Source organism: Kibdelosporangium phytohabitans (assembly GCF_001302585.1).
Taxonomy (GTDB): domain Bacteria; phylum Actinomycetota; class Actinomycetes; order Mycobacteriales; family Pseudonocardiaceae; genus Kibdelosporangium; species Kibdelosporangium phytohabitans.
Genome location: NZ_CP012752.1, coordinates 1,907,480 through 1,930,392, shown reverse-complemented (window position 1 = coordinate 1,930,392; position 22,913 = coordinate 1,907,480). Strand labels below are relative to the sequence as shown.

Genomic DNA, 22,913 nt, shown 5'->3' with positions numbered 1-22,913 from the left:
CCGAGTGCAGGGAGATGACCGCTCGGAACATAAAGATCGGAAACGCGGACTGACCATAGTTGTTAGGCGCACGAGCGGCAGCCACGCGGCAATACTGTCAACCCAGTTGAATGCGCAGGTCAGAGCCCGGATCAGGCCCCCGGGATCAGGACCACTGCCAGCGCATGCCGACGATGCCGGACGGCACGTCGGACTCGGCCACGAGCGCGGTGTTCGAGCTGCCGATCCACAGTTCGGTGCGGTCCTCCTCGGCCCCGCTCACGTCCTGCCGGGCGTACCGGTGGCACTGCGCCGGGATCACGCCGGGCTCGAACCTGGTCTGCAGCACGAACTCCCGGATCGGCTGCTGGAACCGGTACTCGTAGTTGAGCATCCGCACGCCCGGGTCGAACCGCCACTCGTACTCGACGAGCGCGCGTTCCCCGGCGTCGAGCACCCGGTCGAGGATCAGCTCGGCGGCCGTGACGCCTTCGGCGTCGTCCATCCGCACGCGCCCGGCACGGCAGAACCGCACGCCCGCCAGGGTCGGCGGGTTGGCCGGGTCCTCCTGGGTGATGTGGATGACCCCGCAGCGCGACAGCCGGTCGACGTTGGCGACCACCAGTTCCCGCAGGTGGATGCTGCTGGTCCGGCGGTGCGAATCGATCGTCACGGTGACCTGCGTGCTGATCCGGGTGAGCGCTCCGCGTGGCGGCACGCCGACCTCGGTCAGCATCTCGACCGCGCGGCCCGTCTCGAACAGCTTGCCCATGTCGGTGCTGCCGGTGACGTGGCCGATCCACCGGCCCCTCGGGCGGACCGGCCCGAGCAGGGCCACCAGTGAGTCCGCCGGCAGGTCGAGCAGGTGCTCGAGGCAGCGCACCGCCCGGATCGAACCGGGGCGTTCCGGCCTGCTGCGGCCACGGCGCCAGTAGCTCAACGTCGGCACGCTGACCCTGGCTCCCTGTTCGACCAGCCGCACCTGGATCTGGTCGAGGGTCAGGCCGCTCGCCTCGATGGCGAGGTGCAACGCGGCCGGGAACGGCCCGTGCCGCAGTGCCTGTCGCAGCTGCGCGCGCAGTGCTTGGTCCGGCGTCGCATTCGTCGACATACGAACCTCCTAGGCGACTCTGCCCGTTGCGTCTTGTTCGCGTTTACCAGTTAACTTGGATAACAAGCAACGGCCGATCCTCGTGAGTGTTTCCCACTGCGCCCGCCCCATGGCGCTGAACCGATCCACGAGGTAGAAATATCCGATCCCCCCATCCGTCGCCCGGTTCCGGCCCGGCGGGCGAGAGAGCGCTCTCTCCGCCTGGCGCGCCGACCGGCCACTGGCGAACAGGCAGGTCGATGACGATCGTGCAGCACCCGGCGCGTGGGAGCGCTTACACGCTTTTGTCCAGATGGGGCGGGGCCGTCGTGCTCGGTCTCGCCCTCGTCACGGCAGCGGGCGGCACCGCCGCGGCGGATCCGGTGACTGACCGGCGCGGCGGCGGCCCCGATTTCGGTCCCGGCGTCACCGTCTTCGACCCGAGCATGCCGGTCGAGCGGATCCAGGCGACGCTGGACGCCACCCACGCCAAGCAGGTCGACAACGAGATGGGCACCCAGCGGTACGCGTTCCTGTTCAAGCCGGGCACGTACGGCACCGCGGACAAGCCGTTGCAGATCAAGGTCGGCTACTACACCGAGGTCTCGGGACTCGGCGCGGCACCGACCGACGTCGTGATCAACGGCAAGATCGAGGTCTACAACCGGTGCCTGAACAACGCGGGCCCGAACTGCCTCGCTCTGGTCAACTTCTGGCGCACGCTGTCCAACCTGTCGCTGAACATCAACATCAACGCCAAGGGCCAGGACGGCTGCCGCTCGTCGGCCAACTTCTGGGCGGTCTCCCAGGCGGTGTCGCTGCGCAGGCTCGACATCAAGGGCGGCGGCCTGTCGTTGATGGACTACTGCACCGACGGCCCGCAGTACGCCAGCGGCGGGTTCATCGCCGACTCACGGCTGCCCGCGACCACCAACGGCTCGCAGCAGCAGTGGCTGACCCGCAACACCGAGGTGGCGAGCTGGTCCAACGGCGTGTGGAACCAGGTCTTCTCCGGCGTGGTCGGCGCACCCGACGACTCGGCGTTCCCGGCGCCGCCGTACACGACGCTGGACAAGACCCCGGTCAGCCGGGAGAAGCCGTACCTGTTCGCCGACGCCAAGGGCAAGTACAACGTCCGCGTGCCGTCCGCCCAGCACGACTCGCGGGGCATCTCGTGGGGCAACGGCATCACGCCCGGCCGCACGATCCCGATCAGCGACTTCCACGTGGCCAAGCCGGGCGACTCGGTGCAGACCATCAACACGCACCTCGCGCTAGGCAAGCACCTGCTGCTGACGCCTGGCGTGTACGACATCGCCCGCAGCATCCAGGTCCGCAGGCCCAACACCGTGGTCCTCGGCATCGGCCACGCGACGCTGACCGCAGCACGCGGCGCGGTGCCCCTGGAGATCGGTGACGTCCCCGGTGTGGTCGTCGCGGGCGTCACGATCGACGCGGGCCCGCAGGAATCGCCCGTGCTGCTGCGCGTGGGCAAGCAGCGCGGCTGGAGCTGGAGTTCGCCGCGGAACCCGACCACGCTGTCCGATGTGTACTTCCGGGTCGGCGGGCCGCACGTCGGCAAGACCGACACCGCACTGGAAGTCAACAGCGACAACGTGCTGATCGACCACACGTGGGTGTGGCGGGCCGACCACGGCATCGAGGGCTTCACCGACACCCAGCGCTGGAACACCAACACCGGGCGCACGGGCGCGGTGATCAACGGCGACAACGTCACCGCCACCGGCCTGTTCGTCGAGCACTTCCAGCAGTACAACACGACCTGGTACGGCGAGAACGGCACGACGATCCTGTACCAGAACGAACTGCCGTACGACCCGCCGACGCAGGCCGACTGGATGAACGGCACCGTCGAGGGCTACGCCGGGTACAAGGTCGGCGCGCACGTCCGCAACCACACGCTGCACGGCGCGGGTGTCTACGTGTTCAACCAGAACAACCCGCAGATCCACACCGAGAACGGTTTCGAGGTGCCGCAGACCCCTGGCGTGAAGCTGCGCCACATCATGACGGTGAACCTCAGCGCCGGGATCATCGACCACGTGGTCAACGGCGTCGGTGACGCGGCTGACACGACGAAAGTCGGTCAGCCGGTGTACATCAAGCAGTATCCGTGATGCATGACGGTGTCTCGTCACGGTTGGGCGTGGCGAGACACCGTCACCGGTCGAGCACGGTCATGATCTCGTCGATGTCCTTGCGCAAGCGCTTGCGGTCCGCGCCCGACCGCACCGCGACCCGCAGGCCGAGCCACGCGTTGAGCAGCATGCTCGCGAGCACTTCAGGGCGCTGCGGAGCGCCGATGCTGCCGTCCTGCTGGCCGCGCCGGACCATGGCGAGCATGATCTCCCTGGAGATGTCCATGTACCGGTCGACGCGCTGAGCAGCCTCGCTGTCGCGCGCGGCGAGCTCCGTCGCCACGTTCACCAGCAGGCAACCTCTCATGTGCGCCTCGGGCCGCAGGACGACCGACAGCAGGTCACGGACAGCGTCGCGGCCCGTGCGAGCGGTGTCGGCGACGGCGTTGAGCCTCTCGGACTGGATGTCGGCGTACCTGTTGATCGACCGCATGAACAACTCGTGCTTGTCGCCGAAGGTGTCGTACAGGCTGCGCCGGCCGATACCCATGCCCTCGACCAGGTCCTGAATGGACGTGCCCTCGTAGCCGCGTTCCCAGAACATGGTCATCGCCCGTTCGAGGGCGACGCCCGGATCGAACTCCTTGTGCCGCACCGCTGCTCCTCTCCGCACCACCAGCCTAGATCGCGGCGCCGAGGCGCTCCCGCACCGACCGCGTCCGCTCGTCCCCGATGACCTCGGCGACACCCGCCGCGACGCCGTCGAGGCTCGCCGAAGCCACGCCCGCGGGGTCGATCTTGTCCGCCGGAGCCACCATGGCAGCCATGTCGGTGTCCATGTAGGCAACGTACAACGCCGTCACCTGGATGCCCCTGGGCGCCAGTTCCTGCCGCAGCGCGTTGCTCATCGCCCAACCGGCCGCCTTCGCCGCGCTGTAGGCACCCAGCTGCGGCGCGTGCAGCCAGCTCAGGATCGAGTGCACGTTGAGAATCGCCCCGCCGCCGTTGCGTTCGATGACCGGGGCGAAGGCACGCGTCGCGGCCAGCGTGCCGAAGTAGTGCGTCTCCATCTCCAGGCGGATCTTGTCGAAGTCGCCGTCGAGCAGGTTGGCCTGTGTCGAGACCCCCGCGTTGTTGACCAGCAGCGTCGCGTCGGCGGCGATCTTGGCGACGTTGTCGATGGATGCCTCGTCGGTGAGGTCGAACTTGATCGGGATCACGCCGGGATCCTCGACGCTTTCCGGGCGCCGCACCGCCGCGTAGACCTTGGCGCCGCGCTCTGCCAGCTGGCGCGCGAACTCACGGCCCAGGCCGCGGTTGGCGCCGGTCACCACTGCCACGGTCTTCTCGAAGTCCATGATCGTTCCTCTCTCTTGTCTCCAGCTTAGCTCTTTTGAGAACGAACGGTGCGTTACGGGGTTGTGTTACTTGGGTCACTCCTTGGTTCTTGGGTCGGTTTTTTATATCGTTCGGTGCGGTCTTTGCTTGTTCTTCTTCTGTTTGGGCTTCGTTTTCGGGTTTCCTTGCTTTCCTTGCACGGAACGTGCTTTTCCCTCGCCACAGGCTGACCTCTGGGCAGGAGCTTTGTGTTTGGTGTTCTTCCTGCCGGATGGTTGCACTTCTTGGTGGGTGCTCTTGGTGGCGTGGGTGCTCCTGCCCGAAGCCCTCATCTGCGCTTGCGCGCTCGCCGCTTCGGGTTGGCTGTCACTCAGGGTGCTTGGGCCTGTTTTGCGCTTGCGCGCTGCTCGGGGTTGGCTACCGCTCCAGTTGCTCGGCTGGTTCGTGGTTGTGCACGCCGCTTGGGTTGGCTGTTGCTCAGGGTGCTTGGGCCGGTTCCGCGCTCCCGCTCGCCGCTCGGAGTTGGCCTGCACTTGTGTGCGCGGGCCGTTGTGGTCGGGTGGCTCTTGGTGTGGTTGGGTTCTTTTCTTACTTGCGTTCATGGGCGGGGGATGTTGCGCAGGTTTGTTCTTGCCAGTTCGATCATCTTGCCGACTCCGCCTTGCAGCACGGTCTTGGTCGCGCCGATGGCGAAGCCTCGGACCATTTCGCCGGTGATGTGCGGTGGGATGGACAGGGCGTTCGGGTCTGTGACCACGTCCACCAGCGCGGGTCCTGGGTGGGCGAAGGCCTTGGTCAGCGCTTCTCGGAGTGCTGCGGGGTCTTCGACTCGGGTGGCGTGGATTCCGCAGGCCGCGGCGATCGCCGCGTAGTCCGCCGAGGGGTGGTCTGTGCCGAACGACGGCAGCCCGTCGACGAGCATCTCCAGCTTGACCATTCCGAGTGTGGAGTTGTTGAACAGCACCACCTTCACCGGGATGTTCGTTGCTGCCACCGTCAGCAGCTCGCCCATCAGCATGCCGAGGCCGCCGTCGCCGGACAGGGACACGACCTGGCGTCCGGGGTGTGCGAGCTGGGCGCCGATTGCGTGGGGCAGTGCGTTGGCCATGCTGCCGTGGCGGAACGAGCCGAGCACGCGACGGCGGCCGTTGGGCGTGAGGTAGCGGGCGGCCCACACGTTGCACATCCCTGTGTCCACTGTGAACACTGTGTCCTGGTCGGCTACGTCGTCGAGTACAGCGGCGACGAACTCGGGGTGGATCGGGCGGTGCTTGTCGATGCGCTCGGTGTACGCGCCGACCACCTTCTCCAGTTCGCGTACGTGCTCGCGGAGCATTTTGTCCAAGAACGACCGGTCGGTGCGCTCCCGGAGCAACGGCAGCAGGGCGTCGATTGTCAGCTTTACGTCGCCGTGCACGGCCAGGTCCAGCGGTGTCCGGCGGCCCAGTCTTGCCGGGTCGATGTCGACCTGGACCGTGTGGGCCTGCGGCAGGAAGTTGGCGTACGGGAAATCTGTACCTAGCAGGACAACCCGGTCTGCTTCGTGCATCGCGTCGTAGCAGGCTCCGTAGCCGAGCAGGCCGCTCATTCCGACGTCGAACGGGTTGTCGTACTGGATCCACTCCTTACCACCCAGCGAATGTCCCACCGGCGCTGCCAGCCGGTCGGCGAGGGCCATCACCTCTGCGTGCGCACCGCGTGCACCGGCGCCGGCGAACAGCATCACCTTCTCGTCCGTGTTCAACAGCTCTGCCAGTTCGGCGACCTGGTCCTGCGGCGGTACGACCGGCGACGCGGTCGCCAGCGGCACCGGCAACGACGTCGGCCCGGCGGCCTTCAGGTGCGCGACGTCGCCCGGAATCGTCAGTACGGAGACACCGCCTTTGCCCAGTGCGGTCCGCATCGCGATCGGCAGCAGCCGCGCCATCTGCTCGGGCTCGGTGACCAGCTCGTTGAAGTGGCTGCACTCGGCGAACAGCTGCGTGGGATGCGTCTCCTGGAAGAAGCCGGTCCCGATCTGCACCGACGGGATGTGCGAGGCGATCGCCAGCACCGGCGCAGCTGACCTGTGCGCGTCGTACAGGCCGTTGATCAGGTGCAGGTTGCCCGGACCGCAACTGCCCGCGCAGACCGCCAGTCTGCCGGTCACCTGGGCCTCTGAGGCGGCCGCGAACGCCGCGGCTTCCTCGTGGCGTACGTGCACCCATTCGATGCCGTCGGTCTTGCGGATCGCGTCCACGATCGTGTTCAGGCTGTCGCCGACGATGCCGTACACGCGTTCGACGCCCGCGTCACGCAACGTCCGGACGAGCTGATCAGCCACAGTGGCCATGAGGTGTGCCCCTTCCTGTCATTTCAGCAGTACAACCGCTTGCGCGTGGCCGCCACTCGGAGTGAGGTGCTCCACTGGGTGAGGCGTGTCCCCTTTCGTGCGCGGGACGGTCACAGACATGGAGCGCGCCGGTCATGCCGTCGTGCGCGCGGCTGCACCACGCTGGACGCATGGGACCTCTCAGCGGAATCCGGGTCGTCGAGCTCGCCAGCCTGGCGCCGGGCGCGTTCGGCGCGATGATCCTGGCCGACCTGGGCGCCGACGTGCTGCGCGTGGACCGCCGCAGCCGCGCCCGCGGGCTGGACCTGCCCGCCGGTGTGCTCGACCGCGGCCGCAGCACGATCGCGCTGGACCTCAAGGACCCCGGGGACCTGGCCACGCTGATCCGGATCGTGGAGTCGGCCGACGTGTTCGCCGAGGGATTCCGGCCCGGTGTCGCCGAGCGACTCGGGGTCGGCCCGAACGACCTGCTCGAGCGCAACCCCCGGCTGGTCTACGCCAGGATGACCGGGTGGGGGCAGGACGGCCCGCTGGCGCCGCGAGCCGGCCACGACATCAACTACCTGGCGATCTCCGGCGCGCTCGATCCCATCGGCCCCGCCGGGCACCGGCCCGTGCCGCCGCTGAACCTGGTCGGCGACTTCGGCGGCGGCGGGATGCTGATGGCGCTCGGCGTGCTGGCGGCGCTGCTGGAACGCCAGTCGTCCGGCCAGGGACAGGTGGTCGACGCCGCGATGGTGGACGGCTCGTCGCTGCTGATGACGTTCATCCACGGCATGCGGGACGTGGGGCTCTGGCCGAACCCGCGCGGCGGGAACCTCTTCGACTCCGGCGCGCCCTTCTACGACACGTACGAATGCGCCGACGGCCGCTACATCTCGGTCGGGGCGGTCGAAGCGGAGTTCTACGACCAGCTGGTGTCCACATTGGGCATCGAGGACGCGCCACACCAGTACGACTTTGGCCGCTGGCCCCAGCTGCGGGAACAACTGGCGGCCGTGTTCAAGCAGCGCACCATGGACGAATGGGCCGGCGTCTTCGCGGACGTCGACGCCTGCGTCGCTCCCGTGCTCACGCCCCTCGAAGCGCCGGACCACCCGCACAACACCGCCCGCACGGCGTTCGTTGACGTCGGCGGAACCCGGCAGCCCGCTCCGGCGCCCCGATTCAGCCGCACACCAGCCGACCCGCCACGACCACTCAACACTGTGGACGCCAAGGCCATGCTGGACAGCTGGGCCGTCGACCTGGGCTAGCGCGTGTGTCAGTGCTCGTCGGCGCGGTACGCGCCGGGTGGGCTGCCGGTCCACCGGCGGAAGGCCCGCCGGAACGCGCTGGCCTCCGAGAAGCCGAGGCGCACGGCCAGGTCGTCGACCGATTCCTCGCCGCGGACCAGGCTGTCGATGGCGGCGTCCCGCAGGATCTCCTCCTTGATCCCGCTGACCGACGTCTTCTCCTCGCGCAGCAACCGCCGCAGGTGCTGCACGCTGACCGACAACCGGTCGGCGATCTCCTCGGCCGCCGGCCACGTCCCGCGCAGCCCGCGTTCCAGGATCTTGCGGACCCGGTCGGCTGTCGTGCTGCCGTAGTCGCGCCGGGCGTACCAGACGCCTGGCTGGTCGCTGAGGTAGTCGGCCAGGTCGTTCTCGTCACGCACGACCGGCGCGCTGAGCAGCGCCGAGTCGAACTCCAGCGCGACGGTGCCGTCCGGGCCGTCGAACACCGGCATCCGGCCGTACATCGCGTGGTAGTCGGCGGCGTACGGCGGCACGGGGTACGGCAGCTGCACGCACCGCAGTGCGATCCGGCGCCCGATCAGCCAGCTCGTCCACCGGTGCACCAGGGCGACGAGCAGTTCCGTGCCGAGGTGTTCCGGGTCGTCGAGCCTGCTGACGTCCAGCTCGACGCGGGTGGTCGATTCGCCGAACCGCGCCTTGATCCTGGGCACGCCGGTCAGCACGCGGCTGGCCCCGCAGGTCCGGATGACGACCGTGCGCAGGTCGGGCGCGTGGATGATCGACAGGGTGACGAACTTGAGCGTGCCGAGCGGGATCGGCGGGCCGATGCCGAACAGCTCGTCGTCGGTCAGTTTCCACAGGTCCTGGGTGACCTTGGCCATCTGCTCGACGGTGACGCGGGTTTTCGGCCGGTAGGCGATGTCGCCGGGGATACCCGCCGCGCGCAACAGCGGCGTGATGTCCACACCACGCCGCTGTGCCTGCTTGAGCAGCCGATGCACGACGTGGATCGGCACCGTCTGCGTCGACATGCGAACACTATGCCCAAACGGAGAGCTGCTCGCCCAGTTCCGCGGCGTCCCACGGCCCGTCGCGCTCCACGTTGCCCACGGTCCGCCAGCCTTCCAGCAGCGAGATCGCCCCGCCCTGCACCGTGAAGACCTTGCCGGTGAAGGGGCATTTCTCGCTGGCCAGGTAGGCGACGACCGGTGCGATGTTGGCCGGGTCGAACGCGTCGAACTGCCCTTCGGGGACCTCGGCCGCGAACATCGCGCCCATGCCGGGCGTGGCCAGCGTGAGCCTGGTCCGGGCGATCGGCGCGATCGCGTTGACGCGTACGCCGTACCGCTCCATCTCCATGGCCGCGACGAGCGTCATCGCCGCGATGCCCGCCTTGGCGGCGCCGTACACGGTCTGACCCGGGTTGGGCATCGTCGTGCCGGAGATGGACGACGTGTTGATGATCGCGCCGTTGGGCTGCCTGCCCGCCTTGGACTCGGCCTTCCAGTGCGCCGCGGCGTGGTGCATCACGGCGAAATGTCCCTTGAGGTGCACCGCGATCACCGCGTCGAACTGGCTTTCCTCGGTCGACGCGAGGAACGAGTCACGCAGGATGCCCGCGTTGTTGACCACGACGTCCAGCCGGCCGTACGAGTCGACCGCCTGCTGGACAAGGGCTTTCGCGTTGTCCCAGTCGGCGATGCTGCCGGTGTGGGCCTCGCCGCCGATCGCGTCGGCGACTTCGGCGAGCGGCTCGGCTTCCACGTCGTTCACCACGACGCGGGCGCCTTCCCTGGCCAGCAGCAGCGCGTGCGCACGGCCGATGCCGTGCGCGGCGCCGGTCACGATCGCGACGCGTCCGTCCAGGAGCCCCATCACGCCACCAGCTTCGCGAGGTTGGCCAGCGAGGTGTCGAGCTCCTGCCTCGAAGCGCGTTCGATCGCACCGGCGATCGCGCCGACGATCATCTGCCCGGCGAAGGAGGACACCACGACCAGCTTCGACCCGTCACCGTGGGGTGAGACGGCAAGCGAGATGGCCACCTCGACACCGGCCATGCCCTTGCCGCTGATGGCCAGCTTGTTCGGCACGTCCCACTCGTCCACGGTCCACTCGATGGTGTTGGGCATGTTGAGCACGCTGGCCACCCCGGTGACCTTGGTGCCGAGGCTGATCTCGGCGGGCAGGTCGCTCTTCCACTTCTGGTGGATGGTGAGCCAGTCCTCCCAGCGGGCCAGGTCCGACACCGCGGACCAGATCTTCTCGGCGCTCGCGGGCAGTTCGGTGGTCTTCTCGATGGTGATCACGCGGCGGCTCCCCGGTAGGCGGTGACGACGGCGGCGCCGCCGAGTCCGATGTTGTGCGAGAGTGCGACCTTGACGCCCGGCACCTGCCGCGCGTCCGCGGTTCCCCTGACCTGCCAGGTCATCTCGGCGCACTGGGCCAGGCCGGTGGCGCCGAGCGGGTGGCCCTTGGAGATCAGCCCGCCGGACGGGTTGACCACCCACTTGCCGCCGTAGGTGGTGTCGCCGTTGTCGACGAGCTTGCCGCCTTCGCCGGGGCCGCAGAGGCCGAGCGCCTCGTAGGTGAGCAGTTCGTTGACCGAGAAGCAGTCGTGCAGCTCGAGCACGCCGATGTCCTCGGGGCCGATTCCGGCCTGCTCGTAGACCTCCAGCGCGGCGGCCTTGGTCATGTGCAGCCCGACGATCCCGGCGGCGGTGCCGTCGAAGGTGTTCTCCAGGTCGGTGACCATCGACTGGCCGATGATCTCGACGGCCTGCCCGGCGAGCCCGTGCTTGTCCACAAAGGATTCACTCGCGACGATGGCCGCCGCCGAGCCGTCCGAGGTCGGTGAGCACTGCAACCTGGTCAGCGGGTCGACGATCGGCTTGGCCGCCAGGATGTCGTCGAGCGTGTACTCGTCCTGGAACTGCGCGTACGGGTTGTTGACCGAGTGCTTGTGGTTCTTCAGGCCGATCTTGGCGAACTGCTCGGCAGTTGTTCCGTACCGCGCCATGTGCTCACGCCCGGCGGCGGCGAACATCCACGGCGCCACCGGCATCTGGAACTCGTGCAGCCGGGCCAGGCGCTCGATGTGCCGCAGCAGCGGCTGTTCCCGGTCGGTGTGCCCGGCTTCCAGCGACCCGGACTTCATCTTCTCGAAACCCAGCGCCAGCGCGCAGTCCGCGAGGCCACCGCGCACGGCACGGGCCGCGAGGAACAACGCGGTGGACGCGGTCGAACAGTTGTTGTTCACGTTGACGACCGGGATCCCGGTCATGCCCAGTTCGTAGACCGCGCGCTGGCCGGACGTCGAATCGCCGTAGCAGAAGCCGACGTACGCCTCCCGCACCTTGTCGTAGGAGACCCCGGCGTCCTCGAGGGCCTTGGTGCCCGCTTCCTTGGCCATCGCCGGGTAGTCCCGGTCCCCGCCGGGCTTCTCGAACTTGGTCATCCCGACGCCGACCACGTAGACCTTGTTCATGCTGCGGCTCCCGCGTAGTGGGCCAGGCCGTCCTTGATCACTGTTGTCCCCTCGTCGGTGACGGTCTCGAACGTGTACCCGCCGTCCGTGCGCCAGCCGGACGTGGTGATCGTGTTCCGTGGCAGGGCGGGTGCGCTGAACCGCACCGCCAAGCGCGACAGCCTCTCGGGATCGGGCAACGCGTGGGAGACGAACGCCATCGTGCACAGCCCGTGCACGATGATCCCGGGCAGCCCGACCGACCTGGCGAAGTCGTCGTCGAGGTGGATGGGCATCGGGTCGCCGGACGCCTCGGCGTACCGGAAGGTCTGGTCGTCGTCGTACTTCTGGGCCGTGACCCGGTCCGGGTCACGGCCGCGCAGGCCCTCGTCGAAGAGGTGGCCGGGGGCGGCCTCGCCGAGAGCCTCGCCGAACTGGCCGCCGCGGAAGAAACCGACGAAGTACTGCTCGTTGACCAGGCCGTCCCCGGCGTCGCGGGTCTCGAGCTTGGTGGTCACCACGACACCGGAGGACTTGCCGTGGATGCCGGTCACCTTGGCCCGGCAGGTCAGCACGTCACCGGGCACGATCGGCCGGTGGAAGTGGAAGTCGTGCTCACCGTGCAGGATCCGTGCCATCAGCTCGTCCGGCGCGGCCGACAGGGTGGTGTCGGCCATCGTGCGGAAGGCGGGCACGACCGCGTACACCGGCGGCGCCTGGTCACCTGCCAGGTGCACGCCGGTCGGGTCGTTCGTCGCCCTGGTGTACGCGATGATGTGGTCCCGCGTGACCGGGAACTCGACGGGTTCGCCCCACACGCCGATCACTTCGCGGTGAAAGCTCATGTCATCCAGGTTATGAACTTCCGGTGCCTAAGCGAATGACCGCGCCTCGCGCAGTTCGTGACCGCGACGCGCACGCAGCCGGCCGTCACCGCCCAGGAACGCTCCTTGGGTTGATCAACACAAGCACGAGCGCGAGCGTGACCACGGCGAGGGCGGCGGACGCGAACAGCACGGCCGATGCGCCTGACGCGACCGCGTCCTCGGTCGTTCCCTGGGCGTGCGCTGTGTACAGCACTCCGAGCACCGCCGTACCGATTCCGCCGCCTATGGCCGCGAGAGTCGTGACCGTGCCGCCGACCATTCCCGCGTGCTGCTTGTCCACGACTCCCATGGCGACCGACATGACCGGTGCGCCCGCGATCCCGCCACCGAACCCCCAGATCAGCAGCGGGACCGCGAGCGTCACCACCCCGGCCGTCGGGCTCATCGCGAATCCCAGCCACGTGGCGGCGACGCCCTTGCAGGCGTAACCGAGTGCCACGATCGGGCCGGGCGGGAACCGCGCCTGGAGCTTGCCCGCCAGCATCCCCGCCCCCATCTGCGCCACCGCGCCCGGTACGAGCATCAGGCCGGTCCCGGTTGCGGTGAAGTGCAGTGCGCCCTGGAAGTACTGGACGAAGTAGACAGTGCCGCCGATGGTCAGCACCCGTGACATGAGGACCGCCGACACGGCACCGGTGAACGCGGGCACGCGGAACAGCGACAGTTCCAGCGTCGGCGCCTGCGCCCGCTTCTGGATGCCGAGGAACACCACGAACAGCAGGACGGCCAGTCCCAACTGGACGATCGTCGGCGCTGATCCCCAGCCCTGGTCCCCGCCGCGCAGCAGTGCGAACGTCAGCAGCCCGAGCGACGCGATCAGCAGCACCGCCCCGGCCCAGTCGATGGGTTGCCGTTCAGCGCCGGAACGCGGCGGTGCGGGCAGTTTCGCGTACGCGAGCACGAAGGCGACCACCCCGACCGGCACGTTGACCAGGAACATCGCACGCCAGCTGGTGACGTCGACCAGCACGCCGCCCAGCACGGGCGCGATCAGGCCCGCGGCCGTCGCCGCGGTCGTCCACGTCGCGATCGCCATGTTGCGGCGCTGGCCCTCGAACTCGTGCGAGATCAGCGGCAGGCTGTTGGCCATCAGGATCGCGCCGCCGATCCCCTGCAGGCCACGTGCGACGTCGAGGAACACGACGCCGGGCGCGAGGCCGCACGCCAACGACGACGCGGTGAACAGGACGATGCCCGTCAGGTAGACGGTCCGCCTGCCGAGCCGGTCCGACAACGTGCCGGTGACCTGCGTGACCGCGCCCATGGTGACTGTGTACGCGACGATCACCCACTGCACGCCTGCCAGCGATCCGCCCAGGTCGCGCTGGATCTGCGGCAGGCCGACGGTGACGATCACGATGTCGATGACGACCAGCAGCGACCCGGCGGTGACCAGCGCGAGCACCGCCCGCGCCTGCCTGGTGGACACGTCCTGAGCCACAACACCCCCAAGTAAGGACTCCCTTACCGACGGGAGGACCGTAGCATTAAAGTCAACACTATGTGAAGTTCAAGCCCGCTACGCTGGCCGTGATGACCGAACCACGCACCAGACGCCGCCCGGCCAGCCGGAAAGGCCGCCCGACACTGACGCGTGAGCTCATCGCGGAGCACGCGCTGCGCCTCGCGGGTGCCGAGGGCTTCCCCGCGGTGACCATGCGCAGGCTCGCGGAGGACCTGCGGGTGACCGTGCGCGCGCTGTACAACTACGTCGAAGACCGCCAGGAAGTGGTGGAACTCGCCGCCCAGTTGATGCTGTCGCAGTGGGAGGTCCCCGAACTCGACCCCGAGCGCTGGGAAGACGGCGTGCGGGCGTACTGCGCCCAGATGCGCGCGCTGTACCGGAAATTCCCGCGCGCGTTGCTCGTCTCGCTCGACGAGAAGATCAGTGTGCGTGGCGTGCACCCGGCACGGCTGCGCAATCCCGACGCGTTCCTCGGCTTGCTCCGGGCCATCGGCCTGTCCCGCACCGAAGCCCTCCAGGTGCACGCCGAACTCGCCCTGAAGCTGTTCGGCTTCGCCCTGCTGATCGACTACCGCGAACCGGCCGGGCTGTCACCGGTCCCGGCCGCCTGGCTGACCGGCGACCTGGACCTGCCCCACCTCACCGAAGCACTCGCCGGACCGGCCCCGACCACGGACGAACTCTTCGCGCACATCACGGACACCCTGGTCCTGAGCATCAAGGCAGCGTCGGGTCGACGTCCGGCTCCGTCGGCTTCGCCGGGGTCGGCTTCGGGTACGCCTCGATGAAGTCCTGCCCTCGCCAGAATGTCTCGTACTTCTCCCGCAGGGTGCGCAACACGAAGAAAGCACCGGCGGCGAACAGGATCGTCCCCCCGAAGACGACCGCCTTGGGTGCGCGGACGCGTCCCATGTCGAGGCCGAGCATCCAGAAGAGGCCGAAGCAGAAGGGCGAGACGATCGCCGACACGCACACCAGCGCGACCACGGCGAGCCCCCACGGCCGGTACTCGCTGCGGTGATGCGCTGTGTCGCGGCGCCACAACTTCCTCAGGCCGTCCTTCAGCACCCACCAGCCCTCGTCCGACGGCAGCTCGTAACGCTCGGCGTCCCGCGCGCGGGTCTCGATCGCCGTCACGACCTTCTCCGCGTCACGCTCGTTGACCGGCAGGAGCATGTCCCGCATCGTCCCGGTGACCCGGACCGCGGGCCCTTGCCGAACCGTGTACTCCAGCACACGCGGTTGCACTGAGCCCGAGTACACGAGCACCTGGCAGACGGTGTCCTGCAGCACCCGTTCCACTGTGACTGATCGCAACGTGTGCCACGGAATCGTCACTCGGTCCCTGGAGCGCCGCCACACCGACGACATGCTGTCGACCGCGAGCCGGTCGTGCCGTACGCACAGCCTCGCCTTCCACCCGCGCGTGGTGAACAGGATGTCCAGCTCGGACGTCATCAGCCCGTATGTGACCGGCCAGGTCACGACCCAGCTCAGAACCTGGTTCAACAACCAGACGACACCGACCATCGCGACGGTCACTGCCATCAGGGCCCATTCACGCCCGGATCCCCGGGAGGTCGTCGCGGTGTGCAGGCAAGCACCGAGCAACGCGAAGAACCCGTACCCGGCAAGCCACCAGCCGAGCACGGGCCACGTCGACGTCCGGCGCCACATCAGCACCAGCGCGGGCGACAGCAGACAGAAAACGCCCGCGCCACCGACGAACAGCTCCGCGTTGCCAGCGAGCGCCGCCGCGAAGCCGAGACGTTCGTCCCACGCGCGTTCGGCCACCAGTGCGCCGATCGGAGCCGCTGTGATGACGAGAAGCATCACCAGCCCGGCAGCGCGGTGCAATGCCGCAGTCACAGTTCCCCTTCGGCCTGCCATTTCCCGTCAGTCGGCTCAGACCGTACCGTGCTGTGCGGACCGTAGACCGGCGGCGGCTGCGCTGCCTCGCGGCGTTCCTCTTCCCAGTGCTCGCGCCACTCCTTGTCGCGCTTGTCCTGCTTGACCTGGCCGTCCTGCTCGCGGTGTGTCTGGTCGCTCGTCGCCTGGGTGACACCGGTCGCCACGACCTTCGGCGCCTTCGGCAACGTCGCGCCGCCGACCTCGACTTCGAGCTTGTCCTTGACTGCGGTGAGCCTGGGGCTGTCGATCCCGGTCGGCAGGTGGGCGTTGCCGAGCTGGGTCCTGATCAGCGACTCGGTCGCTTCCTTCTGCGCCTTCACCAGATCGTCGCCGCGCTTGCCCAGATCCGTGAGCTTGTCGAGCTCTCCCGGCTTGAGCTTGCCCGCGGCGGCTTTCTTCACCATCGCGAGCGACTTGTTCGCGTGCTTCGCGGCGTCCTGTGTGTACTTGCCGGCGCCGCGGTCGAGGTTGCGCACCGAGCCCTTGATGATGTTGCGCGACTTCTTGGCGTCGTCGGCCACTTTCTCCAGCTGCTTGACCATCTTGCTGACCTTCTTGGCGTTCTTGCCGGCCAGGACGGCGCCGGACGCGACCGTGTCGGCGATGAAAGCCGCCTGCGAGGCGCCGAACGTGATCGGGGTCAACGCGGACGCCGCGGCGAACTTGATGATCACCTTCGACAGGAAGCTCGAAATCGTGTCCCGGATGGTGCCGCGCACCACGCCGACAACCGACGCGGCCACGGTCATCGCCTGTGCTGCCGACTGCGCGTGGCTCGCGCCACCGGCGACGACCGTCGAGAAGTCCCGCACGGCCTTGCGGTAGCCGTCGATCGCCTGGCCGGTCTCGCCGTCGAGCGCGCTCAGCGTGGTGGAGTACTTCTCCGACGTCTGCTGCAGCCGGGTGGAGATGTTGGTCCACGTCGTCGCCATCGCGGTGACCGCGTCCGGATCGCCCGCGATCAGGTCGAGCGGCTCCTTGAGGAAGCCGATGTGCTCGATCAGCCAGTTGATGACACCGGACAGGATGCTGCCGACCGGGTCCATCACGACACCGAGCAGGTCGAGGCCGACACCGACCATGTCACCGGCCAGCGCGCCCCAGTTGCCGTTGAACCCGTCGTAGATCGCGTTCGCGGCGCTGCCGAAGATGCCGGAGGAGTCCCACGCCTGCGTCGGGCTGTCGAAGTTCGAGAACCCGAGGCTGCCCAGTTCGAAGTCCTCGGTCGCCTTGATCGGGCTTTCCGGCTGTGTCATGGCTTCGCCCCGTTCATGCCGCCGGCGAGCTGGTGGAACGCCTGCTTGAGCGATTGGTCGTTGTCGTCGTAGGCCTGCCGCATCAGCGCGAACTTGGCGACCACGTCGTCACCCGCCTGCTTGACCTTGCCGACGTAGTTCTCGGCCTCGCCGGTCCACTCGCTGAGGATCGCCGCCGCGAGGAACTGACCGAGCACGCCGAACGTCTGCATGTTGCCGATGTAGTCCGATGCGGCGTCCGACGCGTCGGGCAGGCCGGCCACCAGCGCCTTGAGTTCGCGTTCGTGGGCTTCGAGGACCTTGAGGTCGACCGCGTATCCGTCCGGCATCACCGATCACCGTCCCGCTTGAGGAAGTCCTGCTGGTCGAAGTCGACCTCGTCGTCCGGCGCCGGGCGCACGGGACGGCGGGGCGGCTCAGGCCGCTGCTGTTCCTGCTCTTCTTCGTTGAGCACAGCCAAGCGCGAGGTCTCCGGCTCCGGCTCCGGCTCGTCGGGGACCTCGACGTCCGGGATCTGCTCCTTGACGAACCGCATCGCGTCGCTGTCGTCACCGATCACCGGCGCCATGATCACGGCGATCTGGCTGACGGCCTGGGCCTGCGCGCGTTTCGCGGTCGCCATGACCAGGGCGGCCAGCCGGTCCTTGGGCATCTCGTCGGCCTTCGCGCCGAACGAGAGGTCGATCAGCGCTCCGCTCGCACCGACCGTGACCCGCACCACCGAGTCCTGGCTCGTCGCCGTGCCGGTCAGGTCCTGGATCTTGGCCTTGGCCTCCTCCGCGCGTTCCAGCAGGGCCGCCGTGCGCTGTTCGTACCCGGCGATCATCTCTTGTGGATCAGTCATCACGCCCCCGAACCGATTCTCGAATCACGAGCACCCCCGCTGTCACCTTGTGGACAGTTTGGACGCGACAGCCGCGCGCCCGGTTCCCTTGACACCGTGTTCGTATTTCCGGCTTTTGTCGACGCCGTTTCGGCCGAGCCGTACTATCCGATTCGGAGTCAATTGGTCAGGCGGGGGTTATGTCGACACCGGGATGGCAGCAGCAGCCACAACAGCCAGCGTGGGCGCCGCAACAGCGACAACACCAGCAGCCGCATCCGCCGCAGTTCCATCCAGGACAGTCGCCTTACCCACCGGGCCAAGGGCATTGGCCGGGACAACCACCGGGCCCGCCGAAACCCGGGAACAAGGTGCCCATGGTCGTGGTGACCATCGTGATCGCCCTCGTCGTGCTCTGCGCGGGTGCGCTGGTGACACTGCGGCTCGTCGAGGTGAACACCGACGCGGGCGTGGAACCCGCCGGTGGGCGGCCTGCCAAGGAATGCGCGGTGAACAGCGAGGCACTCGACGCCGCCAAGGTGGGCGTGTACAGCGGCGGCAGCCAGAACGAGACGTCGGTCAAGTGCGACTACGGGACCCGCAAGGGCACCGACGGCGCGACCTTGACCACGGCGATCATCGAAGTCAAACCGGTGAAACGCGACTCCGCCACACCGGATCCCGACACGGCTTTCGACGACTTCGCCCGGCCGCCGTCGTCCGGTTCACCCCAGGTGCTGGACGATCCCCGGTTCAAGTTCGGCAACCAGCGCAAGCTGTACCAGACCCAGTACGGCGAACTCACCATGCTCATGCTGTACGTCCGCACCGGATCCACCCTCTACCGGATCGAGTACACGAGTTCCACCAAGGGCTTCTTCAGCGACTCGCCCACTCCGGCCGACAAGATGAAGCCAGGCCTGGAAACCCTCGCCAGGGACATGGACAAGCGGGCCAGGCGCTGAGGGGTCAACGCTCGCCGCAGGAGGACCGGGCGATCAAGGCCGGCTCGAACACCACCGCCGCCGTCCCGCCGGCCGGGTGGACGACTAGTTCAGCGGCCTTCCGGCCCATTTCGTATGTGGGCTGGGAAACCACCGTGACACCGAGGGCCGCCGCCCACGGGAAGTCGTCCATGGTCAGGAAAGCCACATCGTCCGGGATGGACACACCGTGCGCGGTCAGCGCTGTGTGGACGGACGCGGTCAGGCGGCTGCCCATGCAGGCGACCGCGTCCAGCCCCGGATTGCCCGCGAGCAACGAACCGACTGCCTCGACGGCCTCCACCTCGTTCTCCGCTGAGAACAGCGCGTTGCCGGGTACAGACATGCCTTGCCGGAGTCCTTCGACGCGTTCGGCCTGCGCGGGCCGGCAGCCGGCGGTGACCACACCGGCGGACGACCGGCCGTGCGCGGTCAGATGCGCGGCCATGAGCCGACCGGCGGCGACGTTGTCCAGGCTGATCGAGTGCATGCCCGGCACGATCCGCGAGACGATCACGCAGGGCGTGCCGTTCTCGGCCACCCGGCGGGCGTGCGGATCGGCCGCTTCACCGGTCGTGACGATCAGGCCGCGGACACGCTGCTCGTCCATCGCGCGCACCTGCGCGGCTTCCCGGTCGTGCACGCGGTAGGTGTTGCCGAGCATGACCAGACTGCCCTCGGCTGCGGCCACCTCGTCGATGCCACGGATCAGGTCGAGGTAGTACGGGCTGCTCAGGTCCCTGATCACCACACCGATCGTGCTGGCCCGCCCGGCGAAGATGCTCCTGGTCAGCGCGTTCGGGCTGTAGCCGAGACCGGCGATCGCCGCCCACACCCTGGCCGCGGTCGGCTCCGCGACCACGCCTCCGTTGATGACACGGGAAACCGTCGCCGTGGACACTCCTGCCCACGCGGCCACGTCACCGATGGTCGCCCGTTTCATCTAGAACCGCTCGAACCTGAAGGGCCTCAGCACGTCGTCCCGGTCTTCGCCGAGCACCTCGGCGGCGACCTGTTCGCCCGCGTACACGCTCAAGGTCACGCCGCTGTGCGAGACGGCGAAGTGGAAGTTGGGCAGGCTGAGCACGCGTCCGAGCACCGGCAGCCGGTCCGCAGGAATCGGGCGCTCCCCCGCCCGCACGCTTTCCACGTCGCCGTCCCGCAGCCCCGGGTAGACCGCACGGGCGGCCGTGAGCATCTGGCCGACGTCGAGATCCTCGTTGTGCAGCAACAGTCTCCCGCCACCGTCCGGGCGCATGTGGACTTGCGGCGCGTGGATGACGCGTGCGATCGACACCGCGACAGGCGAGGTGTACACGAGCACGCCGGTTTTGTTGCACATCGGCAGGTGCAGTCCGGCGAACCCCGCCACGTCGGCCGCACGCGGCCCGGCACAGTTGACCACCGCGTCGGCGGCGATCTCCTGCCCGGCGGCCAGCCGCACCGAGCGCACCCGGTCCCCGCGCACATCGAAGCCGACGACCGCGTCCCGGATCACCTCGATGCCGGACAGCAGGTGAGCGACCATCCGGGTCGGCTCCACCCAGCCTTCCTGGGGGAAGAACGCGATGCCGTCGTCCGGCAGCACAGCGGGATCGATGTCCGGTTCGAGCCGCAACGCCTCCGCTCTGCCGAGCCAATGAGCCTCGTAGCCGTAGTCGAGGACGCCGGTGACCTTGTGGCGCAACGATTCGATGCCGGCGCCGTCGGCCCACTCCAGGTTGCCGCCCTCGTGGAACCAGTCACCACCCGACTCCCGGTGCGCGTGCATGCCCGCTACGTTCAGGTCGTGGTAGGCCCGGGGCTGCTTGCCGCACGAGTTGACCCACGAGAAGGTCGCGCCGGATGTCCCACCGCCCGGCGCGCCGGCGTCCACGACCGTGACCCGGGCGCCTCGCCTGGTCAGCGACGCGGACACCGCGGCCCCGTAGACGCCGGCACCGATCACCACCACGTGCGCGACCATCCACACCCCCTGGCGAACCCGCAGGTCACGAGTCATGTAACTAGTTACATGCTAGGCGCGGTGTCAACCCTCGGCGGCGATCCCGGCGAGCCGGTCGGCCACGAGATCGATGTCGGCCTTGGTGGTCCGGTAGTTGGTGACACAGGCACGGATGCCGTCGCGGCCGTTGAGCCGGACCGGGCCGAGCAACGCCGTGCCGTCCGCGTTGAGTTGCCGCAGGACACTGTCGTGAGCGGACTCGGCGATCGTGGTGATCCGGAGGCACACCGCGGTCAGCGTGACCGGCGCCATCAACTCCATGACCGGGCTGGCCGACACGCGTTCAGCGAAATACCGTGCGAGATCGAGGTTGTCGTCGATCGCGGACCGGAAAGCACTGACGCCGAATGCCCGCACAGCGCTCCACACCTTGAAAGCCTTGAAACCACGCGACAACTGCGGCCCGTAGTCCATGTAGTCGACCAGCAGCGAATCGTCGCCGCCGGGCAGGTAGGACGAGGAGAACGAGTAGGCGTCGGCGAGCTTGCGGCGGTCACGGACGAGCAGACACCCGGCCTCCAGCGGCGCGAAGAGCAACTTGTGCGGGTCGACGCTGATCGAGTCCGCACGGGTGCAGGCCGCCAGCGAACCACGCAGACGCTCGCTGAGTACGAACAGACCGCCGTATGCGCCGTCGATGTGCAGCCACAGGCCGTGATCCGCGCAGATGTCGGCGATCTCGCCGATCGGATCGATGGCACCGGTGGCCACGGTGCCACTGGTCGCCACGACGCAGAACGGCCGCAGCCCGGCGGCGCGATCGGCCTCGACGGCTTGGCGGAGCACGTCGGCCCGCAGCCGGAAATCGGCTCCGGTGGGGACCGAACGGACGTTGTCCACGCCGAGCCCCAGAATGGCGGCGGCTTTCTGCACGCTGCGATGGGCCTCCTGCGAGGTGTAGAGCACCAGCGGAGCCCGGCCGGCCTGCAGCCCGGTCGCCCGGAAGTCCGGGCAGTGCTCGTGCAGGGCCGTGGTCAGCGCGTTGAGCGTGGCCATCGAACCGCCGTCGGTGATGATCCCGCCGGACCCGTCGCCCCACTCGAACAACCCGGTCAGCCAACGCACGACGGACTGCTCGATGACACTCGCCGCCGGGGACAACTGTGAGAAGTTGCAGTTCTGGTTGATGGCCGCGGCGATGGCTTCCGTGTACGGCGCGATGCCGTTGGGCGGGCCGAGGACGTACGCCAGGTTCCTGGGGTGCGCGACGGTGGTCGAGTTCGGCAGGACCTTGTCCCTGATGTCCCGGAAGAGCCGGGCGACCCCCAGTCCCCGCTCGGGGAAAGGGTCTTCGCGCAGTCCCCGGAGGACTTCCCGGTCCAGCACGGGGACGATGGGCCGCGCCGGGATGGACCGCTCGTAGGAATCCAGGAGCGCCACCAGCTCACGACCGGCGTCGGCCCGTTCCTGTTCGGTGAGGTCTAGAGGCATGGGAACAAACTAGCCAGAACCGGCTAGAATGTGCTGCCAAATATGCCGCACTTGATCGGCGAAAGTAGAGACACATGCCATGGATTCGATCGACAGGGCAATAATTGACCAGTTGACCCGCGACGGCCGCCTGACGAACCTCGAACTGGCCGACCGGGTGGGCCTGTCGCCGTCGCCGTGCCTGCGGCGGGTGCGCAACCTGGAAAGCAGCGGGGTGATCACCGGGTACCACGCGGCCGTCTCCCCGTCGGCCGTCGGCCGCGGCTTCCAGGTCCTGCTGCACGTGGAGATGGCCGCCCAGGACAAGAAGACGATCGAGGCGTTCGAAGCGGAGATCCGCGAGATCGACGAAGTGGCGGAGTGCCGCAGGATGTTCGGCCACCCCGACTACCTGATCTGGATATCCGTGTCCGGCCTGGACGCTTACGAAGCCCTGTACATGTCGAAGCTGACGGCACTGCCCGGAGTCGCGCGGACCCACTCGCAGTTCACGATGAGCACGGTGAAATCCAGCCGCGGCTGGGCACCTCCCTGATGGTGATCCCGCTCCTGCGAACCCGGTACGGGCTGGTGAGGCGCGGGTCACCATTGACTTCAAGTTCACTTGCAGTCT

22 protein-coding genes are annotated in these 22,913 nt (G+C 68.3%); 5 read left to right on the top strand and 17 right to left on the bottom strand.

Annotated elements, in window-relative coordinates; translation table 11 throughout:
* Window positions 1–145: 145 nt before the first annotated feature.
* Window positions 146–1,090, bottom strand: a complete 945-nt coding sequence (locus AOZ06_RS08835; RefSeq protein ID WP_054288990.1) for a hypothetical protein — start codon at window positions 1,088–1,090, stop codon at window positions 146–148.
* Between the two features lie 239 nt (window positions 1,091–1,329).
* Between AOZ06_RS08835 and AOZ06_RS08830 the strand changes: the two genes are divergently transcribed.
* Window positions 1,330–3,207, top strand: a complete 1,878-nt coding sequence (locus AOZ06_RS08830) for a hypothetical protein (RefSeq protein WP_054288989.1) — start codon at window positions 1,330–1,332, stop codon at window positions 3,205–3,207.
* Between the two features lie 43 nt (window positions 3,208–3,250).
* Here AOZ06_RS08830 and AOZ06_RS08825 read toward each other — a convergent pair whose 3' ends face one another.
* The 3 genes from AOZ06_RS08825 to AOZ06_RS08815 form a co-directional block, all read right to left on the bottom strand.
* Window positions 3,251–3,823, bottom strand: coding sequence for a TetR/AcrR family transcriptional regulator (locus AOZ06_RS08825; RefSeq protein WP_054288988.1), 573 nt, complete (start codon window positions 3,821–3,823; stop codon window positions 3,251–3,253).
* A 25-nt stretch (window positions 3,824–3,848) separates the two neighbouring features.
* Window positions 3,849–4,526: an SDR family oxidoreductase gene (locus tag AOZ06_RS08820; protein ID WP_054288987.1), complete on the bottom strand. Its 678-nt coding sequence runs from the start codon at window positions 4,524–4,526 to the stop codon at window positions 3,849–3,851.
* Between the two features lie 578 nt (window positions 4,527–5,104).
* Entirely contained in the window at window positions 5,105–6,838 is a 1,734-nt protein-coding gene (locus AOZ06_RS08815) for a pyruvate dehydrogenase (protein ID WP_054288986.1), read from the bottom strand.
* 170 nt (window positions 6,839–7,008) lie between these two features.
* Here AOZ06_RS08815 and AOZ06_RS08810 point away from each other — a divergent pair, with 170 nt between their 5' ends.
* Window positions 7,009–8,094: a CaiB/BaiF CoA transferase family protein gene (locus AOZ06_RS08810; protein WP_054288985.1), complete on the top strand. Its 1,086-nt coding sequence runs from the start codon at window positions 7,009–7,011 to the stop codon at window positions 8,092–8,094.
* A gap of 8 nt (window positions 8,095–8,102) precedes the next feature.
* Here AOZ06_RS08810 and AOZ06_RS08805 read toward each other — a convergent pair whose 3' ends face one another.
* The 6 genes from AOZ06_RS08805 to AOZ06_RS08780 form a co-directional block, all read right to left on the bottom strand.
* Window positions 8,103–9,107, bottom strand: a complete 1,005-nt coding sequence (locus tag AOZ06_RS08805) for an AraC family transcriptional regulator (RefSeq protein ID WP_054288984.1) — start codon at window positions 9,105–9,107, stop codon at window positions 8,103–8,105.
* Window positions 9,108–9,114: 7 nt separating this feature from the next.
* On the bottom strand, window positions 9,115–9,951 hold the full coding sequence (locus AOZ06_RS08800; RefSeq protein WP_054288983.1) for an SDR family oxidoreductase: 837 nt from the start codon (window positions 9,949–9,951) through the stop codon (window positions 9,115–9,117).
* Window positions 9,951–10,382 (bottom strand): type II toxin-antitoxin system Rv0910 family toxin, encoded by a 432-nt coding sequence (locus AOZ06_RS08795; protein ID WP_054288982.1) that lies wholly within the window; start codon window positions 10,380–10,382, stop codon window positions 9,951–9,953. Before AOZ06_RS08795 ends, AOZ06_RS08800 begins: the two co-directional genes overlap by 1 nt.
* Window positions 10,379–11,560, bottom strand: coding sequence for a lipid-transfer protein (locus tag AOZ06_RS08790; RefSeq protein ID WP_054288981.1), 1,182 nt, complete (start codon window positions 11,558–11,560; stop codon window positions 10,379–10,381). Before AOZ06_RS08790 ends, AOZ06_RS08795 begins: the two co-directional genes overlap by 4 nt.
* Entirely contained in the window at window positions 11,557–12,384 is an 828-nt protein-coding gene (locus AOZ06_RS08785) for a MaoC/PaaZ C-terminal domain-containing protein (RefSeq protein ID WP_054288980.1), read from the bottom strand. The genes AOZ06_RS08790 and AOZ06_RS08785 overlap by 4 nt, the downstream gene beginning before the upstream one ends.
* An 85-nt stretch (window positions 12,385–12,469) precedes the next feature.
* Window positions 12,470–13,855: an MFS transporter gene (locus AOZ06_RS08780; protein ID WP_236952139.1), complete on the bottom strand. Its 1,386-nt coding sequence runs from the start codon at window positions 13,853–13,855 to the stop codon at window positions 12,470–12,472.
* 104 nt (window positions 13,856–13,959) lie between these two features.
* On the opposite strand from AOZ06_RS08780, the gene AOZ06_RS08775 reads away from it, so the two are divergent.
* Window positions 13,960–14,679 carry a TetR/AcrR family transcriptional regulator gene (locus AOZ06_RS08775; RefSeq protein WP_054296505.1) on the top strand — a complete coding sequence of 240 codons (720 nt, stop codon included), beginning with the start codon at window positions 13,960–13,962 and terminating at the stop codon, window positions 14,677–14,679.
* On the opposite strand, the gene AOZ06_RS08770 is transcribed toward AOZ06_RS08775, so the two are convergent.
* From AOZ06_RS08770 to AOZ06_RS08755, 4 genes are read right to left on the bottom strand one after another with little or no spacing between them, the layout of a single operon-like run.
* Window positions 14,609–15,760: a hypothetical protein gene (locus tag AOZ06_RS08770; protein WP_054288979.1), complete on the bottom strand. Its 1,152-nt coding sequence runs from the start codon at window positions 15,758–15,760 to the stop codon at window positions 14,609–14,611. The genes AOZ06_RS08775 and AOZ06_RS08770 overlap by 71 nt on opposite strands.
* The gene (locus tag AOZ06_RS08765) at window positions 15,757–17,058 is read right to left on the bottom strand and encodes a hypothetical protein (RefSeq protein WP_054288978.1); all 1,302 of its coding nucleotides are present in this window, start codon (window positions 17,056–17,058) and stop codon (window positions 15,757–15,759) included. Before AOZ06_RS08765 ends, AOZ06_RS08770 begins: the two co-directional genes overlap by 4 nt.
* Window positions 17,055–17,387, bottom strand: coding sequence for a hypothetical protein (locus tag AOZ06_RS08760; RefSeq protein ID WP_054288977.1), 333 nt, complete (start codon window positions 17,385–17,387; stop codon window positions 17,055–17,057). The genes AOZ06_RS08765 and AOZ06_RS08760 overlap by 4 nt, the downstream gene beginning before the upstream one ends.
* Window positions 17,387–17,902: a YbaB/EbfC family nucleoid-associated protein gene (locus AOZ06_RS08755; RefSeq protein WP_225953178.1), complete on the bottom strand. Its 516-nt coding sequence runs from the start codon at window positions 17,900–17,902 to the stop codon at window positions 17,387–17,389. Before AOZ06_RS08755 ends, AOZ06_RS08760 begins: the two co-directional genes overlap by 1 nt.
* 362 nt (window positions 17,903–18,264) lie before the next feature.
* Here AOZ06_RS08755 and AOZ06_RS08750 point away from each other — a divergent pair, with 362 nt between their 5' ends.
* Window positions 18,265–18,846: a hypothetical protein gene (locus AOZ06_RS08750; protein ID WP_169798883.1), complete on the top strand. Its 582-nt coding sequence runs from the start codon at window positions 18,265–18,267 to the stop codon at window positions 18,844–18,846.
* A gap of 4 nt (window positions 18,847–18,850) precedes the next feature.
* Here the strand turns inward: AOZ06_RS08750 and AOZ06_RS08745 are convergent, their stop codons facing one another.
* From AOZ06_RS08745 to AOZ06_RS08735, 3 genes are read right to left on the bottom strand one after another with little or no spacing between them, the layout of a single operon-like run.
* A complete protein-coding gene (locus AOZ06_RS08745) occupies window positions 18,851–19,807 on the bottom strand; it encodes a LacI family DNA-binding transcriptional regulator (RefSeq protein ID WP_054288974.1) in 957 nt (318 codons plus the stop codon).
* Complete coding sequence (locus AOZ06_RS08740) at window positions 19,808–20,866, bottom strand: NAD(P)/FAD-dependent oxidoreductase (RefSeq protein ID WP_225953177.1); 1,059 nt, start codon at window positions 20,864–20,866, stop codon at window positions 19,808–19,810.
* 27 nt (window positions 20,867–20,893) lie between these two features.
* Entirely contained in the window at window positions 20,894–22,300 is a 1,407-nt protein-coding gene (locus AOZ06_RS08735) for a pyridoxal phosphate-dependent decarboxylase family protein (RefSeq protein ID WP_054288973.1), read from the bottom strand.
* A gap of 79 nt (window positions 22,301–22,379) precedes the next feature.
* On the opposite strand from AOZ06_RS08735, the gene AOZ06_RS08730 reads away from it, so the two are divergent.
* Complete coding sequence (locus tag AOZ06_RS08730; RefSeq protein WP_054288972.1) at window positions 22,380–22,835, top strand: Lrp/AsnC family transcriptional regulator; 456 nt, start codon at window positions 22,380–22,382, stop codon at window positions 22,833–22,835.
* The last annotated feature ends 78 nt before the right edge of the window (window positions 22,836–22,913 follow it).

Excerpts from the sequence above, each read along its gene's own strand:
- AOZ06_RS08835 (WP_054288990.1), bottom strand. The coding sequence starts at position 1,090 with ATGTCGACGAATGCGACGCCGGACCAAGCACTGCGCGCGCAGCTGCGA.
- AOZ06_RS08830 (WP_054288989.1), top strand. The coding sequence starts at position 1,330 with ATGACGATCGTGCAGCACCCGGCGCGTGGGAGCGCTTACACGCTTTTG.
- AOZ06_RS08820 (WP_054288987.1), bottom strand. The coding sequence starts at position 4,526 with ATGGACTTCGAGAAGACCGTGGCAGTGGTGACCGGCGCCAACCGCGGC.
- AOZ06_RS08815 (WP_054288986.1), bottom strand. The coding sequence starts at position 6,838 with ATGGCCACTGTGGCTGATCAGCTCGTCCGGACGTTGCGTGACGCGGGC.
- AOZ06_RS08810 (WP_054288985.1), top strand. The coding sequence starts at position 7,009 with ATGGGACCTCTCAGCGGAATCCGGGTCGTCGAGCTCGCCAGCCTGGCG.
- AOZ06_RS08805 (WP_054288984.1), bottom strand. The coding sequence starts at position 9,107 with ATGTCGACGCAGACGGTGCCGATCCACGTCGTGCATCGGCTGCTCAAG.
- AOZ06_RS08800 (WP_054288983.1), bottom strand. The coding sequence starts at position 9,951 with ATGGGGCTCCTGGACGGACGCGTCGCGATCGTGACCGGCGCCGCGCAC.
- AOZ06_RS08790 (WP_054288981.1), bottom strand. The coding sequence starts at position 11,560 with ATGAACAAGGTCTACGTGGTCGGCGTCGGGATGACCAAGTTCGAGAAG.
- AOZ06_RS08785 (WP_054288980.1), bottom strand. The coding sequence starts at position 12,384 with ATGAGCTTTCACCGCGAAGTGATCGGCGTGTGGGGCGAACCCGTCGAG.
- AOZ06_RS08775 (WP_054296505.1), top strand. The coding sequence starts at position 13,960 with ATGACCGAACCACGCACCAGACGCCGCCCGGCCAGCCGGAAAGGCCGC.
- AOZ06_RS08765 (WP_054288978.1), bottom strand. The coding sequence starts at position 17,058 with ATGACACAGCCGGAAAGCCCGATCAAGGCGACCGAGGACTTCGAACTG.
- AOZ06_RS08760 (WP_054288977.1), bottom strand. The coding sequence starts at position 17,387 with ATGCCGGACGGATACGCGGTCGACCTCAAGGTCCTCGAAGCCCACGAA.
- AOZ06_RS08755 (WP_225953178.1), bottom strand. The coding sequence starts at position 17,902 with ATGACTGATCCACAAGAGATGATCGCCGGGTACGAACAGCGCACGGCG.
- AOZ06_RS08745 (WP_054288974.1), bottom strand. The coding sequence starts at position 19,807 with ATGAAACGGGCGACCATCGGTGACGTGGCCGCGTGGGCAGGAGTGTCC.
- AOZ06_RS08740 (WP_225953177.1), bottom strand. The coding sequence starts at position 20,866 with ATGACTCGTGACCTGCGGGTTCGCCAGGGGGTGTGGATGGTCGCGCAC.
- AOZ06_RS08735 (WP_054288973.1), bottom strand. The coding sequence starts at position 22,300 with ATGCCTCTAGACCTCACCGAACAGGAACGGGCCGACGCCGGTCGTGAG.
- AOZ06_RS08730 (WP_054288972.1), top strand. The coding sequence starts at position 22,380 with ATGGATTCGATCGACAGGGCAATAATTGACCAGTTGACCCGCGACGGC.